Source organism: Hymenobacter sp. DG01 (assembly GCF_006352025.1).
In the GTDB taxonomy this organism is placed as follows: domain Bacteria; phylum Bacteroidota; class Bacteroidia; order Cytophagales; family Hymenobacteraceae; genus Hymenobacter.
In genome coordinates this window covers 3,568,402-3,584,516 of record NZ_CP040936.1, presented here as the reverse complement: position 1 = coordinate 3,584,516, position 16,115 = coordinate 3,568,402, and the positions used below count along the sequence as shown (strand labels likewise).

At 57.4% G+C, this 16,115-nt stretch carries 16 protein-coding genes; 12 read left to right on the top strand and 4 right to left on the bottom strand.

Annotated features, from left to right (window positions below; genetic code table 11):
* Nucleotides 1-94: 94 nt before the first annotated feature.
* Nucleotides 95-2,635 (top strand): ribonuclease R, encoded by a 2,541-nt coding sequence (gene rnr / locus FGZ14_RS15210; RefSeq protein ID WP_139925068.1) that lies wholly within the window; start codon nt 95-97, stop codon nt 2,633-2,635.
* A 103-nt stretch (nt 2,636-2,738) separates the two neighbouring features.
* On the opposite strand, the gene FGZ14_RS15205 is transcribed toward rnr, so the two are convergent.
* A complete protein-coding gene (locus FGZ14_RS15205) occupies nt 2,739-3,233 on the bottom strand; it encodes an energy transducer TonB (RefSeq protein WP_139925067.1) in 495 nt (164 codons plus the stop codon).
* Between the two features lie 192 nt (nt 3,234-3,425).
* Between FGZ14_RS15205 and FGZ14_RS15200 the strand changes: the two genes are divergently transcribed.
* The 3 genes from FGZ14_RS15200 to FGZ14_RS15190 all read left to right on the top strand — a co-directional run bounded on the left by FGZ14_RS15200 (nt 3,426) and on the right by FGZ14_RS15190 (nt 5,459).
* On the top strand, nt 3,426-4,397 hold the full coding sequence (locus tag FGZ14_RS15200; RefSeq protein WP_139925066.1) for a polyprenyl synthetase family protein: 972 nt from the start codon (nt 3,426-3,428) through the stop codon (nt 4,395-4,397).
* Nucleotides 4,398-4,430: 33 nt separating this feature from the next.
* On the top strand, nt 4,431-5,060 hold the full coding sequence (locus FGZ14_RS15195) for a rhomboid family intramembrane serine protease (RefSeq protein ID WP_308217150.1): 630 nt from the start codon (nt 4,431-4,433) through the stop codon (nt 5,058-5,060).
* A 114-nt stretch (nt 5,061-5,174) separates the two neighbouring features.
* A complete protein-coding gene (locus FGZ14_RS15190) occupies nt 5,175-5,459 on the top strand; it encodes a PLD nuclease N-terminal domain-containing protein (protein ID WP_139925065.1) in 285 nt (94 codons plus the stop codon).
* Nucleotides 5,460-5,542: 83 nt separating this feature from the next.
* Here the strand turns inward: FGZ14_RS15190 and FGZ14_RS15185 are convergent, their stop codons facing one another.
* Nucleotides 5,543-6,160, bottom strand: coding sequence for a DUF2939 domain-containing protein (locus FGZ14_RS15185; protein WP_139925064.1), 618 nt, complete (start codon nt 6,158-6,160; stop codon nt 5,543-5,545).
* A 123-nt stretch (nt 6,161-6,283) separates the two neighbouring features.
* Here FGZ14_RS15185 and FGZ14_RS15180 point away from each other — a divergent pair, with 123 nt between their 5' ends.
* The 3 genes from FGZ14_RS15180 (at nt 6,284) to FGZ14_RS15170 (ending at nt 8,664) form a co-directional block, all read left to right on the top strand.
* Nucleotides 6,284-7,129, top strand: a complete 846-nt coding sequence (locus FGZ14_RS15180) for a glycerophosphodiester phosphodiesterase family protein (protein WP_139925063.1) — start codon at nt 6,284-6,286, stop codon at nt 7,127-7,129.
* Nucleotides 7,130-7,484: 355 nt separating this feature from the next.
* Complete coding sequence (locus FGZ14_RS15175; RefSeq protein ID WP_180754371.1) at nt 7,485-7,883, top strand: helix-turn-helix domain-containing protein; 399 nt, start codon at nt 7,485-7,487, stop codon at nt 7,881-7,883.
* A 283-nt stretch (nt 7,884-8,166) separates the two neighbouring features.
* Nucleotides 8,167-8,664 carry an acyl-CoA thioesterase gene (locus FGZ14_RS15170; RefSeq protein ID WP_139925061.1) on the top strand — a complete coding sequence of 166 codons (498 nt, stop codon included), beginning with the start codon at nt 8,167-8,169 and terminating at the stop codon, nt 8,662-8,664.
* 481 nt (nt 8,665-9,145) lie between these two features.
* Here FGZ14_RS15170 and FGZ14_RS15165 read toward each other — a convergent pair whose 3' ends face one another.
* A complete protein-coding gene (locus tag FGZ14_RS15165; protein ID WP_139925060.1) occupies nt 9,146-9,469 on the bottom strand; it encodes a DUF721 domain-containing protein in 324 nt (107 codons plus the stop codon).
* A gap of 65 nt (nt 9,470-9,534) precedes the next feature.
* Nucleotides 9,535-10,647, bottom strand: coding sequence for a DNA replication/repair protein RecF (gene recF, locus FGZ14_RS15160; protein ID WP_139925059.1), 1,113 nt, complete (start codon nt 10,645-10,647; stop codon nt 9,535-9,537).
* A 68-nt stretch (nt 10,648-10,715) separates the two neighbouring features.
* Here recF and pdhA point away from each other — a divergent pair, with 68 nt between their 5' ends.
* From pdhA to FGZ14_RS15135, 5 genes are all read left to right on the top strand, one after another.
* Nucleotides 10,716-11,891 carry a pyruvate dehydrogenase (acetyl-transferring) E1 component subunit alpha gene (gene pdhA, locus FGZ14_RS15155; protein WP_139925058.1) on the top strand — a complete coding sequence of 392 codons (1,176 nt, stop codon included), beginning with the start codon at nt 10,716-10,718 and terminating at the stop codon, nt 11,889-11,891.
* A 47-nt stretch (nt 11,892-11,938) separates the two neighbouring features.
* Nucleotides 11,939-12,721, top strand: coding sequence for a tol-pal system YbgF family protein (locus FGZ14_RS15150; RefSeq protein WP_139925057.1), 783 nt, complete (start codon nt 11,939-11,941; stop codon nt 12,719-12,721).
* Between the two features lie 164 nt (nt 12,722-12,885).
* A complete protein-coding gene (ribH, locus tag FGZ14_RS15145) occupies nt 12,886-13,362 on the top strand; it encodes a 6,7-dimethyl-8-ribityllumazine synthase (protein ID WP_110976063.1) in 477 nt (158 codons plus the stop codon).
* A gap of 279 nt (nt 13,363-13,641) precedes the next feature.
* Nucleotides 13,642-14,025, top strand: coding sequence for a TraR/DksA C4-type zinc finger protein (locus FGZ14_RS15140; protein WP_139925056.1), 384 nt, complete (start codon nt 13,642-13,644; stop codon nt 14,023-14,025).
* Between the two features lie 175 nt (nt 14,026-14,200).
* On the top strand, nt 14,201-16,000 hold the full coding sequence (locus FGZ14_RS15135; RefSeq protein ID WP_139925055.1) for a pseudouridine synthase: 1,800 nt from the start codon (nt 14,201-14,203) through the stop codon (nt 15,998-16,000).
* Nucleotides 16,001-16,115: the final 115 nt, after the last annotated feature.

Below are 16,115 nucleotides of genomic sequence, written 5' to 3'. Positions count from 1 at the left end.
ACTTTACCTGAGAAACCGCGTAGTACTACTGGTTTCTCCCTCATTCAACCCCGCCGCCTGCGAAAAAGACAACCACTGGCGGCTCCTTTTCTACATGAAAGAAAAAGACGAATCCGCCGCCCCCCGCGCCCCTCGCGCGAAGGCAGCTCGTGGCGATAATGCCGCCGCGGCCCCCATTTCCAAAGACCTTGTGTTTCGCATCTTCCGCGACAACCCCGGCAAAGTATTCGCCTACCGCCAGCTCTCCCGTCGCCTTGGCGTGACCACCAAGGAGCAGCGCGAAGATGTATTCAACCACCTTAAGGCCCTTAAGAAAGCGGGCCTGCTTGCCCTGCTCCAGAACGACGACTACCGCCTGACGGATGCCGCCGCGGCTCAGGCAGCTACCGAGCCCGCCAGCGGCCGTAAAACGCGCCGCAACGAGCGGGAACCCTTTGCCGGCATGAGCCGTGGTGGAGGCCGCCCCGTGGAAACGGAGTTCGGCCAGGACCCTGTAGTGCACCGTCGCCGCGAGGCCGGCTTCGACTTCCCTGATGCCGATGGCCCCGCTACCCCCCGCCGTTCCCGGCATGAGGGTGGAGGCGAGGTTATCACTGGCACCGTAGCGCTGGCTACCGACAAATACGCCTTCGTTATTTCGGAGGAAAGCGAGCAGGATGTACGCGTGTTCACCGACCGGCTGAAGTTTGCCATGCACGGCGACACGGTGCGTCTGCGCCTGCGCGGCTCCCGCGACGGCCGCCCCGTCGGCGACGTGGTGGAGGTCGTAAACCGGGTGCGCCCCGAACTGGTGGGTCGCCTGCATATGCAGGGTGGTATTGGCTTCGTGAAGCCCGACAACCGCAAGCTGTACTTCGATGTGTTTGTGCCCTACGAGAACCTGCACGGCGCCAACCACGGCGAGAAAGTGCTGGTGCGTATTGCCGAGTTTCCGGAGCATGATGCTGGCCATTTGCCCGTAGGCGAGGTGGTGCGCAGCTTCGGTAAGGCCGGCGAAAACGAAGCCGAAATCAACGCCATCATGGCCGAGTTTGGGCTGCCGTTTGAGTTCCCCGCCGAGGTAGAAGAGGAGTCGGAAAGCATTCCGCTGGAGATTCCGCAGAGTGAGCTGGAGCGCCGCCGCGACTTCCGCAACATCACCACCTTCACCATCGACCCTGCCGACGCCAAGGACTTCGACGATGCCCTCAGCATTCAGCAGCTCGAAAACGGGCACTGGGAAATTGGGGTACACATTGCCGATGTAACGCACTACGTGCGCCCCGGCATGGCCCTGGAAAAAGAGGCCCGCTACCGTGCTACCTCCGTGTATCTCGTGGACCGCGTGATTCCCATGCTGCCCGAGCGCCTCAGCAACGGCCTCTGCTCCCTGCGCCCCCACGAGGACAAGCTGACCTTCTCGGCCGTGTTTGAGCTCGATGAGAACGGCAAGCTCTACAGCTCCTGGTTTGGCAAAACCATCATTCACTCTGACCGCCGCTTCTCCTACGAAGAGGCCCAGGAGCGCATCGAAGGGCTGGAGGCGGACTATACGCCGGAGATTCAGCTGATGAACGACATCGCCAAAAAGCTGTGCGCCGCCCGCTTCAAGCAGGGGGCCATCAGCTTCGAGACGCAGGAGGTGAAGTTTAAGCTGGACGAGCAAGGCAAGCCGCTGTACGTGTATGTGAAGGAGCGCAAGGATGCCCACAAGATGATTGAGGAGTTCATGTTACTGGCTAACCGCAAGGTGGCCGAGTTCGTGTTCAAGCTCAAGAATCGGAAACCCCGCTTCACGATGGTGTACCGCGTGCACGACGCCCCCGACGAGGAGCGCCTGCAGAACTTCGCCCTCTTCGCCCAGAAGTTTGGCCACCAGCTCGACCTCTCGAACCCGAAGAAGCTGAGCTCGGAGCTAAACGATTTGAGCAGTGAGGTAGTCGGCCGGCCGGAGCAGAACGTCATCCAGACGCTCGCCATCCGGACCATGGCCAAGGCTACCTACACCACCGATCCGCGCGGGCACTTCGGCCTTGCCTTCGACCACTATTCGCACTTCACCTCGCCTATCCGTCGCTACCCCGATATGATGGCCCACCGCCTGCTGGAACACTACCTGGAGGGCGGCAAGAACGTGGAGGTAGAGCCTATTGAGGAAGAGTGCAAGCACTCCTCGGAGCGCGAAAAGCTGGCTGCCAATGCCGAGCGCGCCAGCATCAAATACAAGCAAGTGGAGTTCCTGCAGGACCGCATCGGCGACACGTTTACGGGCGTGGTGTCGGGCCTGACGGAGTGGGGTCTCTACGTGGAAATTGAGGAGAACAAGTGCGAAGGCATGGTGCGCGTAGCCGACATTCCCGGCGACTTCTTCGAGCTGGATAAGGACAACTACCGCCTGGTAGGTCAGCGCAGCAAGCGCATCATCCAGTTCGGCGACGAGATGCAGGTAATAGTAAAATCGGCCAATCTGCTGGACCGCACCATTGACTTTGAGCTGGTGGACAACCGCCCTGACTCGGTGAAGAACCGGGAGCGGGAGGAGCGCGACGCCCACCGCGAAAGCCGCCGCGGCTACCGCCCCGAGCGGAGCAGCGGGGGTAGCAAAGGTGGCCGCCCCGGCGGCAGCAAGTCTGGTAGCAGCAAGCGCCGCCGGTAAACAGGTGCCGCGTTGTCCTACCCCTTGCAATAAGATAAGCCCTTACCTCGTCCCGGAGGTAAGGGCTTTTTGCTGCGGCTCTGAGTGCTGCTTCGCCAGCTGGCTATGGAAACACAATCGGCAGTGTGATGGCCGTGTCCGCGACTTTACCGTTACGCTTGCCGGGCTCAAACCGGGGTAGGCGACGGATGCATTCCACGGCGGCCGCATCGTAGGCGGTATTGAGGCCGTAGCCTGGCGCTACCTGCGCGTCTGTCACCTCTCCCGAACTTTGCACGACCAGATTCACCATCACCCGGCCGTGCAGCCGGGGACCCGATGGACGCTTCAGGGTTTTCCGGATGACCTTCGCAAGAGCTTCCTGCCCACCCGGAAAAACCGGTACCTGCTCCACGTAGAAGTAACCCCCGCTGGTGAGTGGAAGTGAGTCGGCGGCTACTGGTGCGGGCGCGGCAGCGGCAGGATTGCGGGCCGGGCGTGGTGGGGCGGTAACGGGTGCCGACGGCCGGGCATCCCACCAGTTGTAGGAGTTCTGGGCAACTGCAGCAGTCTGCAGAAACCCACAGCATAGAACAGCACAGCAGCGCGTAAGCTTCATGGCAGATGTGGGGGTAGGGACCGATGAGCCGGCTGATGAAGATAACAAATTACCCCCGCGCCCCTGTTGCCTTCTGTCTGTGCCCTCAACCCTCACCTTCTTCCTGCCGCTATTCACCTCATCGGCCCATCACCTCCTCACCTGCTCCCATACTCTTCCGTACCTTTCCCTTCTGAACTTTCACCCCATTCCGTGGATCTGTCCCAACTCACTGACCGCATCAATACCGGCCTCTCCCAGCTTCGTTATGGCGAAGAACCGGCGGCCCTCTACGAGCCCATTCGCTACATCATGGCCCTCGGCGGCAAGCGGATTCGGCCCCTGCTGACTTTGCTCGGTGCCCATGTTTTCACTGATAAGCTGGAGCCCGCTCTGAAGCCGGCCCTGGCCACTGAGGTCTTCCATAATTTCACCCTGCTCCACGACGACCTGATGGACCAGGCGCCCCTGCGCCGGGGCAAGGCTACCGTGCACGAAAAGTGGAACCCCAACGTGGCTATCCTCTCCGGCGACGTGATGCTGGTACGCGCCTACGAGCTCTTCCTGGATGTACCCGCCGAGCTGCTACCCCACGTGCTGCGCCGCTTCTCCCAAACGGCCGCTGAGGTGTGTGAGGGCCAGCAGTGGGACATGAACTTCGAGACGGAAACCGAGGTCAGCATAGCCCAGTACCTCGATATGATCCGGCTGAAAACGGCCGTACTCCTGGGCTTTGCGCTGGAGCTGGGTGCCCTGCTCGGCGGCGCTTCCCGCCAGGATGCCGACCACCTGCGGCAGTTTGGCGTGGGCATCGGGGTAGCCTTCCAGCTGCGCGACGATTTGCTGGACGTGTACGGCGACGCGGCCACCTTCGGTAAGCGCGTGGGCGGCGACATCCTCAGCGACAAGAAAACCTACCTCCTGCTCACGGCCGTGGCCCAGGCCTCGGAAGCCCAGCGTGCCGTACTGGCCCAACACATCGGCCAGCCCGTTGCCGATGCCGACGCCAAGGTGCAGGCCGTACGAACCATCTACGATGAGCTCGAAATACGCCCTCAGACGGAAGCACTCATCAACGACTACTTCCTGGATGCCCTGCAGCATTTGGAGCGCGTAGAGGCCCCCGAAATGCGTAAAAACCCGCTGCGCCAGCTTGCCCTCCAACTCATGGAGCGCGAGCAGTAGCCTTTCCTTTCTTCTTGCCCTTCTTTCAGGCTCATGGAAATTTCTCCTACCCTGGTGCTCACCGTGCTGACGGTCGGCATCTCTCTGTACGCATGGTCCAATGCTGCGCTGCTCGACAGCTGGATTCTGGACCCCTACCGCGTGAAGCGCAACAACGACTACTACCGCTTCATTACCTCCGGTTTTCTGCACGCCGATTTCGGGCACTTGCTGTTCAACATGCTGGCATTTTACTCCTTCAGCCAGGTAGTAGAAACAGTGTTCTTCGGTGTGTTCGGGCCTACTACCGGGCTGCTGTACTTCCTGCTATTGTACCTGGGCGGCATTGTAGTGTCGGACATTCCTACCTACCTGCGCCACTGCGACGACCCCAATTACCGGAGTCTTGGCGCCTCGGGTGGGGTAGCATCGGTTGTGTTTTCTGCCATTCTGTTCAACCCTCTGGGGAAGATGATGGTATTCCCCATTCCTATCCAGATTCCGGGCTTCATCTTCGGTTTTCTGTACCTGGCGTATTCCTATTACATGGGCCGGCGCCGGGGCGACAATATTAACCACGATGCCCACTTTTACGGCGCTCTGTATGGTATCGTGCTGACACTCATACTGATACCAAAAGTAGGTCCGCTGTTCTGGGAGAATATACGTCAGTTTTTGAATTAACTAATTGATAATCAAATATATAATATGATATAAAGTATTTGATAATATCTATTTCAAACGGACGTGCGTACAGATGGGCAGTTCTCTCCATCCACTCTACACACTCCCTGCACCATGAATAAGCTCATTCCCGCTTCTTTTAGCCCGCGTTCCTTTAGCCTGGTAGGCCTGATGGGTCTGCTGACCTCCTTTCTGCTGAGCAGCTGCGGCCGTACCCGCAACGCCGATGGCTCCCTCACAACGGCCGGTGTAATTCACCTTATCCTCGCAGTTTATGCATTGTTTAAGTTGTTTCAGCAGCCATGGTCTATGGGCAAGAAGCTGGTTTGGGGTCTGATTATTTTCTTCTTCCCCTTCCTAGGTTCGTTGGCATTCTTGCTGTTTGGTAAAGACAAGTAACTGCTGGCTCAGCCACCAAAAGCAACAGCCCCGGTGCTCAACTGAGCGCCGGGGCTGTTGCTTTTGGTGGCTGAGCCAACAGCTTATCGGCCAAGTAGCCGCTGCTTTTCCAGGCGGGCAACGTGTTTTAGAATATCCGCCGTATTGGTGATTTGGGTAGCTTGCCAGTAGTCACCCTTGTTGAGCATCTTCACCTCCAGCACGAGGGTAGTATCGAAGCGGGGCTGTGTAAATTCCAGTCCCACCAGGGCTTCTTCGTCGGTTTGGTTGGAATATTTGATGCCCTTGAATTTGCTCTCGGGACTAACCACTTTACCAGCCAGCCCCAGCAACGACACGTTCCCAATGGGCTTGGGCACACTCGCCGCCGCTTCTACCGAGCCGGTTTCCACGTAGCGCTGCACCTCCTGGCGGGCTGCCTTGGCCAGCTGGGGTTTCAGGAGCCGCAACGCGCCCTTCACGGCTATACCGCCGGGGTTAAGCATGCCCAATACCGAGCCCTGTTCCGTCACGTCGTCAACCAAGCTGCTGGTTACGCTGCCTACATCAACATAGCGCTCAAAGGCGGCTGGGTCATGGTCGTTTACTGCTTTGGCTGCCTGCAGCAGCGAGTACTCAGGCCCGGTTGAAACCTTGCGGTAATAGAGGTAGCCACCTACAGCTACGCCCAGCAGCAGCAGGGCCAGAATCATTTTTTTCATGAGGAGGAATATGGGGCGAGAAACGTCGTAAGAAAGTAAAAGTAGAATGATTTTGTCCGGCTGCCTACGGCGTTTCCTCAGGCCCTCAGCAGCGCCTCTGCACTTCTCAGCCCGCCTTTATTTATGCTTCCTATAGCAACCTTTCCCGAGGTCCACGGTCATCGTGGCTGCCGGGGCCTGCGCCCTGAAAATACCCTATCAGCTTTCCGCCACGCGGTGAGCTTGGGCGTCGATGTCCTGGAGTTGGATGTAGTGATATCAGCGGATAACCAGGTGGTGGTGTCCCACGAGCCGTGGATGTCTGCTACTATTTGCCGTACGCCGGCCGGCGAAGTTATTCCGACCACGGAGCAGGCTCGTCACAACCTGTATGCCATGCCGTACGACCTGATCCGGCAATACGACTGCGGCCTGACCCGGCACCCGGCCTACCCCACCCAAGTGCCCGAGCCGGCGTACAAACCTCTCCTGCGCGATGTGGTCGCGGCCGCCGACGAACAGGCCCGGCGGCAGGGGCGAGGCTTGGTTCGGTTCAGTGTGGAAATGAAAAGCACGCCCGGCGGCGACGCGCTATTCCACCCGACCCCGGCTCCTTTTCTGGCCCTGGTTCTGGCCGAGCTTCAGGCCCTAGGTATTGGCTCCCGAACTACCCTGTTGTGCTTCGATAAGCGCATCCTTCAGCAGGCCCGGCAGGTGGCCCCGGAGCTGCCGCTCTGCCTGCTGATAGAAGACGAAAAACCCCTCGGGGCTCACTTGGCCGAGTTAGGTTTTGTACCCGATATAGTAGGCCCCGACTTCCATTTATTGACCCCACGCTTGGTTGCCAACCTACAGGAGGCAGAGCTCGATTTTGTTCCTTGGACGGTAAACGAAACGGCTGATTTACGGGCAGTGTTAGCCTACCACCCACGGGGTATCACCACCGATTTTCCGGACCGACTACTGTCGCTGCGGCCCGCGTTTGTGTAGCGCCGCTGAGGTCTCATGTTTGGTGCGCTGGCTACCTCAGTAGGGTAGGGGAGTAGGGCTTTAGCTGCGACCTAGTGGCGCCATAAACAGGTCGGTCTTCAGTCTTGGCAAGGGCCCCAAATTAGAGTACCAGCCCCACTTCTTGTAACAGGATCTACTGCGTTACACTGCGTAGGTATTGATACAAATGGATGATGTATTACGTGTAACGTTAAGCAGTGTACATAAGCGTTACACACAGTTGTTTTACACATGCTACAATCATAATGTCACGGTGATGATACACTGTATTGTATTGTGTACATGTGACACTATGTTATATTTACATACTCACCACCTGATACACTCTCTGATTATGTCACATCAAGGCGAAATCCTGCAGGAAGCTATTAAAAACAGCGGTATTTCCATTACACGTATTGTGGACGAACTAGGTATTACACGTCCGACCATCTATCGTAAATTCAAGGAAGAGACGCTTGATTACGCTTTTGTAAAGCGAGTAGGTGATGTAATATCACACGATTTTTCTCAAGACTTTACAGTGCCACAACAAGCGGCTTTGTCTTTTGTAACACCTGCCTCTGTATCATCTGTAACAAATAATCAGGCGCCTCAGAATGCTCCACGTTACAATGCTGCGCCTGTAACAGATACCGATCCTGTAAAACAGCTTCTGGCGTTGCAGCAGAAGTATATTGCACTCCTTGAGGCGTACAACGAACTTCTGTTGAAAGTGTATGGACCTAAGTAACAGGGTTGTTCCACGTGAAACATATCTGTTATAGACAGGTCATTCCACAAGTGTCCGGTGGTGCCAGAGGCACGATCAAGCTGGGTACGGTGTAAATCCGCACAGCGCCACGAAAACAGTACTTCGGGTCACGCCCGAACCCGCGTAACACTGCCGTTTACGGGGGAGGCTCCTACCTTAGCTGCTGTTATTTCACTTCCTTCTTATGAACGATTCGAGTCTGCAACCCGCCCTGCCAGCATACCGCCCGGTGTCCTATTCACGGGTAACTCTTACCGAGTTGATGATACCTTCCTATGCCAACTTCGGAGGCAAAATTCACGGCGGAATTTTGCTCTCCCTCATGGACAAGGTTGCCTACGCTGCGGCCTCTAAACATGCCGGTACTTACTGCGTCACGGTAAGCGTTGATGGGGTCAATTTTATGAAGCCCGTAGAGGTAGGGGAGTTGGTGTCTTTGCTGGCTTCCGTGAATTATGTAGGCCGGACTTCGCTCCTCGTAGGTATCAAGGTGACGGCGGAAGATGTGCGGACCGGCACGGTAAAACATACCAACACTTGCTACTTCACTATGGTCGCCAAGAACGATGAAGGGCAGCCCACCGCAGTGCCCGGTCTTCGCCTGGAAACTACCGAGGATACCCGTCGGTTTCTGGAGGCCATCAAGCGGCGCGAGTTCAAGGAGCAATACAACCGCGAGTTCGACAACGCCCGCACTAGGCTAACCATCGAGCGGCAGTTGCACCTACTGGAAAACGAGCGTTGCGAAATCGGCTACTAGCCGTAAGCAGAACGAGGCCGGAGGTACACGCATAAAATCTGCCGGCTGCTCAGCTAGAGTTTGCCATAGCTTCAGCCCTGTAGCAGCAGGTAGTGAGGTAGGATCTTCAGGAAGTCAGCCGGCGGTATAGCCGCCCTGAATAAACGCATGTCACCCAACGAGCCCGGGGCTGCTGATAGTAGGTTGATGCCAGCGGCTACGTGAAGATGATCTAACTAGATCCATTTCGCGCGACTACCTACTTTGCGTGAGGTCCCGTGTGCAACGAGCATTACTGGCCGGCCGTGGCACAGACATGGGAGAGTCCACCAAGAAGTAAAAGACCTGATACTACCCGCAGCAGATTCAGTAGGTACTGCAGGGGCACGCTTCACAGAGAGGTAAAGGGAGGCTGAGTAAATAGCTAAGAGTATGTCAGAGGAAAAGGGGAGCCCAGTCTTGCGGCCGTACCATACTACTCCTAGCTAACCGGGTAGTATCGCTAGAGAAATACTACTTCCTTAATAACGTTCTCGCCTACCTCTGCATTGATGTTCTCCAGCACCCGGGTCTTAGCCATAATCAGCTCGTGCTTGAGGGGAGCGGAAGACAAGCGAACAAATAGCTTGTTGTTGCTCACATACACTTGCTGGGTTTTCATAGCCACGGCCTTACCCATGATCCGTTCCCAGCTGGCTACTACCGTCACCTCGTTCAATTTGCCCTGAAGCCGGTAGGCACGAAGCAAAGCCGTAATTCCATCTTTCAGCGGAACAATGTCGGACTGACGGGAATTTTCGGAAGAGAAAGGTTTTTTAAGAGCCATTGTGTTACTTAACGCGCGAGCAGCTGGTGTGTTATCCGCTACTCAAAGATACCGCCTGCGCCCCGCTAAAGCAGCGTCACCGTACCGGAATCAACCCGGAAGCGACGAATATCATCCGACAAGGTTGCCAGCACCCGATCGGTGCGCTCCAGGTGAGTATCGGTCAAAAATATCTGTCCGAAGGTGTGGTTTGCAACCAGCTGCATCAGGCGGGTAATCCGTTTCTCGTCGAGGCGGTCAAAGATGTCGTCGAGTAGTAGCAGCGGCTTTTGCTGCTTGTGCAAAGCCAGCACCTCAAACTGGGCTAGCTTAAGCGCAATGGCAAACGACTTCTGCTGCCCCTGCGACCCGTACCCCTTCACGCCCAATCCATCCATCAGGAACGTCACGTCGTCGCGATGCGGACCCACGGTAGTGCGCTGCAGGCTGAGGTCTTTGCGTTCCTGTAAGCGTAGGAGTTTCAAAAAATCGGCCCCCGGCAGTTCACTCTTATAGGATAACGTTACCTGCTCCCGGGCATCAGCCAGCTGCTCGTAGTGGCGCTGAAAGACCGGCTCGAATTCGATCAGGAATTGCTGTCGGCGCTGCACCAGCTGTTCGCCTAGTGGCGCCAGCTGCTCATCCAGCACTAAGAGATAGTCCCGGTCATAGCCAGCCAGCCGGTCGGCTGCCAGCTTAAGCAAGGAGTTGCGTTGCTTCAGCAGATGTGAGTAACGGATCAGGTGCTCCAGATACGTATGGTCGAGTTGGGAGATTAAGCTGTCAAAATACTTCCGCCGTTCTTCGCTGCCCTGCCGGATAAGGTCTGTATCGTAGGGAGAGATGAGCACGACTGGGTACTTACCAATGTGGTCCGAAACCCGCTCGTAGGGTTGCTTGTCGTGGCTGACGATTTTCTTCTGTCCTGCGCGCAAGCTGCACTGTATTGTTTCCGGCCGCTCGGCCTCAGCGCTTCTGAACTTGCCCTTCACCACGAAGAACTCCGCTCCCTGCTGAATGCTTTGAGCATCCGAGGCAGTGAAGGCACTCTTGGTCAGGGAGAGGTAGTGAATGGCATCCAGCAGATTGGTCTTGCCGCTGCCATTGTCGCCAACGAAACAATTGATGTGAGCCGACAAGCCTACGTTGGCTTCTTCGTAGTTTTTAAAGAACAGTAAATGCAGGCTTTCGAGTATCATGCGCGGGGTTCGGAATTGCAATCCTTTTACGTACTTTCGCATCCCAAACGCGAACAACCGAAAGCAAGATGGCGGAGACGAAAGTAAAGGGTGCCTCTAAGGCTTCCAATTCGACGAAAAAATCGTCGGCCCCGAAAGCTACCCCCCAAGGCGAGGCTGCTACCGATACGGTAAAACAGCCCGATCCGGTGCTGCCGCCCGCCAACAACGAGGCTAAGCAGGCTACGGGCGCTCCTAAAGCAACCACCCCGGATCAGCCGGAATTCCCGAAGGAAACGTACCTGCAGTGGTATGAGCAAATGCAACTCATGCGCAAGTTCGAGGAGAAGGCTGGTCAGCTTTACGGTCAGCAAAAGATCAAAGGCTTCTGCCACCTCTATATAGGTCAGGAAGCCTGCGTAGCCGGTGCCGTGTCGGCCCTGACCAAGGACGACAAGTGGATTACCGCCTACCGTGACCATGCCCACCCCCTGGCCCTGGGTACCTCGCCCAACTCTATTATGGCGGAGCTGTATGCGAAGGCTACCGGATGCTCCAAAGGCAAAGGTGGCTCCATGCACATCTTCGACAAGAACGTAAACTTCATTGGCGGCCACGGCATCGTGGGCGGTCAGGTGCCGCTGGGTGCCGGCATTGCTTTTGCCGAGAAGTATAACAAGACCGGCAACCTGTGCATCTGCTACATGGGTGATGGTGCCGTACGCCAAGGCGCTCTGCACGAAGCCTTCAACATGGCTATGCTCTGGAAGCTGCCTGTCATCTTTGTAGTAGAAAACAACGGCTACGCCATGGGAACCTCGGTACAGCGCACCTCCAACGTGACCGAGCTTTATACCCTGGGCGAGAGCTACGACATGCCCTCGGAGCCGGTGAATGCCATGAACGTAGAGGACGTGCACAACGCAGTAGCCCGGGCTGCTGAGCGGGCGCGGGCCGGCGAAGGTCCTACCTTCCTTGAATTCAAAACCTACCGCTATAAGGGTCACTCCATGAGCGACCCGGCCAAGTACCGGACCAAGGAGGAGCTGGAAGACTACCGTTCCCGCGACTCCATCGAAGCCGTGCGCCACACCATCCTGACGCACAACATGGCTACTGAGGAACAGCTCAGCGCTATTGATGACAAGATTAAAGCGCAGGTGCAGGAGTCCGTTGAATTTGCTGAGAACTCGCCCTTCCCCACGGCCGATGAGCTGTATAAGGATGTGTATGTGCAGCAAGACTACCCCTACATCCGCGACTAGTACTGCGGGAGTTTACCAGGCCCCGGCCTCCTTTTTGCGTAATCCTCATGTCAAAAATTCCTTTCACAGGTAAAAGCCAACAGGCCCGCCAGCAACAGGCGCAGCGTGCCGTTCCCTCTGCGGATCCGCTGCAGCCAGCGGAAGCATACAACCCCGAGCATCCGCTGCTGGAAGACCCTGATGCCCTGGCCATCCGATTGGCTGAGTCGGAGGACTTCGTGCGGCGCAATAAAAACGTGCTGCTGGGTCTGCTGGCAGTGGTGGTGGTAGCCGTGGTAGGGGGCTTTGGGTACTACCTGTGGCGTGGCTCGCAGGATAGCAAGGGACAGGCCGCCTTGTTTCAGGCAGTGAACTACTGGGAGGCCGATTCCCTGCAGAAAGCAATGAAGGGCGACGGCCGCAACCTGGGGCTTGAGCGCGTTGCTTCGGAGTACAGCGGCACTGACGCGGGCAACCTGGCCAACTTCTACGCTGGTGTTGCCACTCTTAAGCAGGGCCAGTACAAGCAGGCCATCGACTACCTCGAGGATTTCAGCTCCAACGACTACCTGGTGCAAGCCCGGGCATATGCTCTCTTGGGTGATGCCCACCTCGAGCTCAATCAGGCTAAGGAGGCTGCCGACTTTTATAACAAGGCAGCTAACCATAACGCCAACGAGTATTTCTCGCCGGCTTACCTGCTGAAGGAAGCTACCGCCCGTGAGCTGAACAATGACAACGAAGGCGCCATTGCCGCCTACGATAAAATCCTGACGGACTACCCTGCTTCGGCAGAAGCTACGGAAGCTAAACAGTATAAGGCACGCGCCGAAGCGCTGGCCGGCAAATAGATCTGCATTGTCAGGTGCTATACTTAAAAAGGACGGGCTGGCCCGTCCTTTTTAAGTATAGCACCTGTTGGTTTTCACCACCCAGATCAGGCACAGGCCCACATGCCGGGCAGTTGTACCTTTGCCCGCACCATCGACTCGCATCCTAACCAGAACTACCCTTCATGGCTACTTCCCTCAAAAACCTGAGCGATTATACCTCTGACAACTTCATTGATATTTCCGACAAACGCTTTGGGCTGGTAGTAGCCGAGTGGAATCGGGAAATTACCGACACGCTGGCCCGCGGCGCTTACGACACGTTAATTAAGCACGGGGCCAAGCCCGAAAATATTTTCCGCAACACCGTGCCTGGCAGCTTCGAGCTGACGCTGGGGGCCCAGCTGCTAGCCCAGCACGAGGAGATAGATGCCGTTATCTGCCTGGGGGTAGTTATCAAGGGTGAAACCAAGCATGACGATTACATCTGCCACGCCGTTGCCAGCGGCATCACCAACGTGGGCCTGAAGTTTAACAAGCCCGTTATTTTCGGGCTGGTAACTACCAACACACTGGAGCAGGCCTGGGACCGGGCCGGTGGTAAGCACGGCAATAAAGGAGTGGAGGGAGCCGTGGCCGCCATTCACATGCTCGGCTTCTAGTCTGGTACTGCAGAGCTTGCCTGAGAGCAAGGTGGCCCTTCGGGAGCAACCTACATGATCCTATGTTGATTAGCGGACAAAAGCGTAGCTTTGCGCCCTAAAATGCTTGGTCATCGGGAGCTTCCGGGAGCAGGCAGTACCGGTCCGGCAGCTCCGGAGGCATCAGTAAGGTAAACTTATTCGTGCAAGCCGCTGTTGGGCTCTAACTGCTAGCATCCTGGTCAGTTCGAGGCGGGCAGTCAGCTAATCATCATTCTTATAACCTCTCCCTGCACCAACATGAGTGAAGAACCCCTACGCTATTCCAGGGAAGAACTAGCGGAGTTTGAGCAGATCATTCAGGATAAGCTCACCGCTGCCCGCAAGGAAGTGGCGTTCATCAAAGAAACGCTGAGCCGTAAAAACGATTCGGGCACTGATAACACGGCTTCTTCTTCGAAGGTGCTGGAGGACGGTGCTGACACGGCCGAGAAAGAGAGCCTGAACCAGTTGGCTTCGCGCCAGATGAAGTTTATTCAGCAGCTCGAAAATGCCCTGATTCGCATCAAGAATGGCACCTATGGGGTGTGTATTGGTACCGGCAAGCTGATTCCTAAGGAACGCCTGCGCGCAGTACCTCATACGCAGCACTCTATTGAAGCCAAAATGGCCCGCCGCGACTAGGTTCGTAGCAGCCTTGCTTACTTGCCCGGACTCGTGACCGGCCTCCGCTATGGTGGAGCCGGGTTGCTGGTCCGGGCACTGTTTTCAGAAGCCGTTCGTTATGGGCTTCCTGAGTTTTGAACCTGATTTTTCTACTACAGTACCGTAGCGATACGGCACGCACGCTTCTTCCAGTATGGGCAAGAAACACTTCTCCGGCGATACGCCCGGCCGCCGTGGCCGCCCCACCGGCAACTCCAGCGGGGGCGAGGGCTTCCGCAAATTCTCTCAGCCCGGTCGCAACCGTGACGAGCGGGGAGCAGGCAGCGCCCCGCGCTTCGGCGGCCGCGATGATGCCCGCGGCAACGAGCGGCCCGGCTTTGGCCGTCCGGCCAGCGGCAGCTTCACCAGCCCGAAGAAATTTGGAGGGGTAGGGGGCTTTGGCAGCACCAAGAAGTTTGGGGCAGCCGGTGGCGGTTTCTCCCGTAACAATGAAGGGCGGAGCGGCGGCTACGGGCAGCAGGGCGGCGCCCGACGCTTTGAAGGAGGTGAGGACCGTCGCGACGAGCGGCCGGTGCGCTCCTTCGAACCCAAGAAATCCTGGCAGGGCCAGCCTTACAGCCAAGAGGGCAAGCCTACCGTACCCCGCGGCCTGCCCGGTGAGCGGAACCGTCGGTTTGTTAAACAAAACCCCAACAGTCAGGACGAGCCCCGCACGGAAGGTTTCCAGCCGCGGGAGTTCCGCGACAACCAGAGCCGTCGCCCTGCTGCGGAAGGGGAGCGGGAAATCCGGCCGGCCCGGCCCTTCGACTACCGGGGCCGCCCCGATGATCTGCCTACGGACCACCGGGCTGAGCGTTCTGATGACCGGCGCTTTGAGCAGAACCCGGAAAGCAACAGCCGGCGCGAGTTCAGCAACCGCAAGCCGGGTGGCTTCGGGGGTGAGCGCCGCGAAGGCGGCTTCGGGGGCGGAAGCTTCGGGGAAAAGCGGACCGCTCGTCCGGGCAGCTTCGGCAGCCCCGACAAGCGGGAGAACCGTTCGTTCGGTGAGGAGCGGGCTGGTGGTTTCCGGCAGCCCCGGGAGGCACGCTCGTTTGAGGAGCGCCCGAAGCGGGCTCACGACGAATTTAAGGGTAGGGGCAAGCAAACACCCGAATCGAACCAGGCCGGCAAGCGTAAGTTTGGGGAAGTAGCCGGGGAAGCGCCCGACTACAAAAACCTCAAGTTTTACGAGGAAGATAAAATGCGCGGCAACAAGCGCCGCCGCGAGGAAGACGACCTGGCCAGCGGTGAGGTGCGTCTGAACCGCTACATCGCCAACGCGGGCATTTGCTCCCGCCGGGAGGCCGATGCGCTGATTGCCGCCGGCGAAATCAAGGTGAATGGGGAAGTTGTAACGGAAATGGGCTACAAGGTGCAGCCTTCCGACACGGTGCAGTACGGCAAAACCAACCTCAACCGCGAGAAGTTGGTGTATGTGCTGCTCAACAAGCCCAAGGACTACATCACGACTACCGACGACCCGGAAGGCCGGCGCACGGTAATGGAGCTGGTGAAAAGCGCCTCAAAGGAGCGCGTGTTTCCGGTGGGCCGCTTGGACCGCAATACCACGGGCCTGCTGCTCTTCACCAACGACGGGGAAGTAGCCCAGAAACTGTCTCATCCCTCGCACCGCAACAAGAAAATCTACCAGGTAGAACTCGATAAGCCCCTGACCGAGGAGCACCTGCGCCAGATTGCCGAGGGCCTGGAGCTGGAAGATGGTAAAGCTGAGGTGGACGACGTGGCCGTGGTAGCGGGTAATCCGCACTTCGTGGGGGTGGAAATCCACATTGGCCGTAACCGCATTGTGCGCCGCATCTTCGAGCACTTGGGCTACGACGTGGTAACCCTGGACCGAGTGCAGTACGCTGGCCTGACCAAAAAGGACCTGCCCCGTGGTAAGTGGCGTTTCCTCACCGAGAAGGAAGTTATCCGCCTGAAGTATTTCATGTAGGCACGCAACCGTGCCGGCCCCTGCCGGCTCTTAGCAGTGAACCGACTGCAATAATAAAATGGTGAGGTTGCTGTTCAGCCGGCACAAACCGCGCGAGTGGTGCCACCCGAACAGC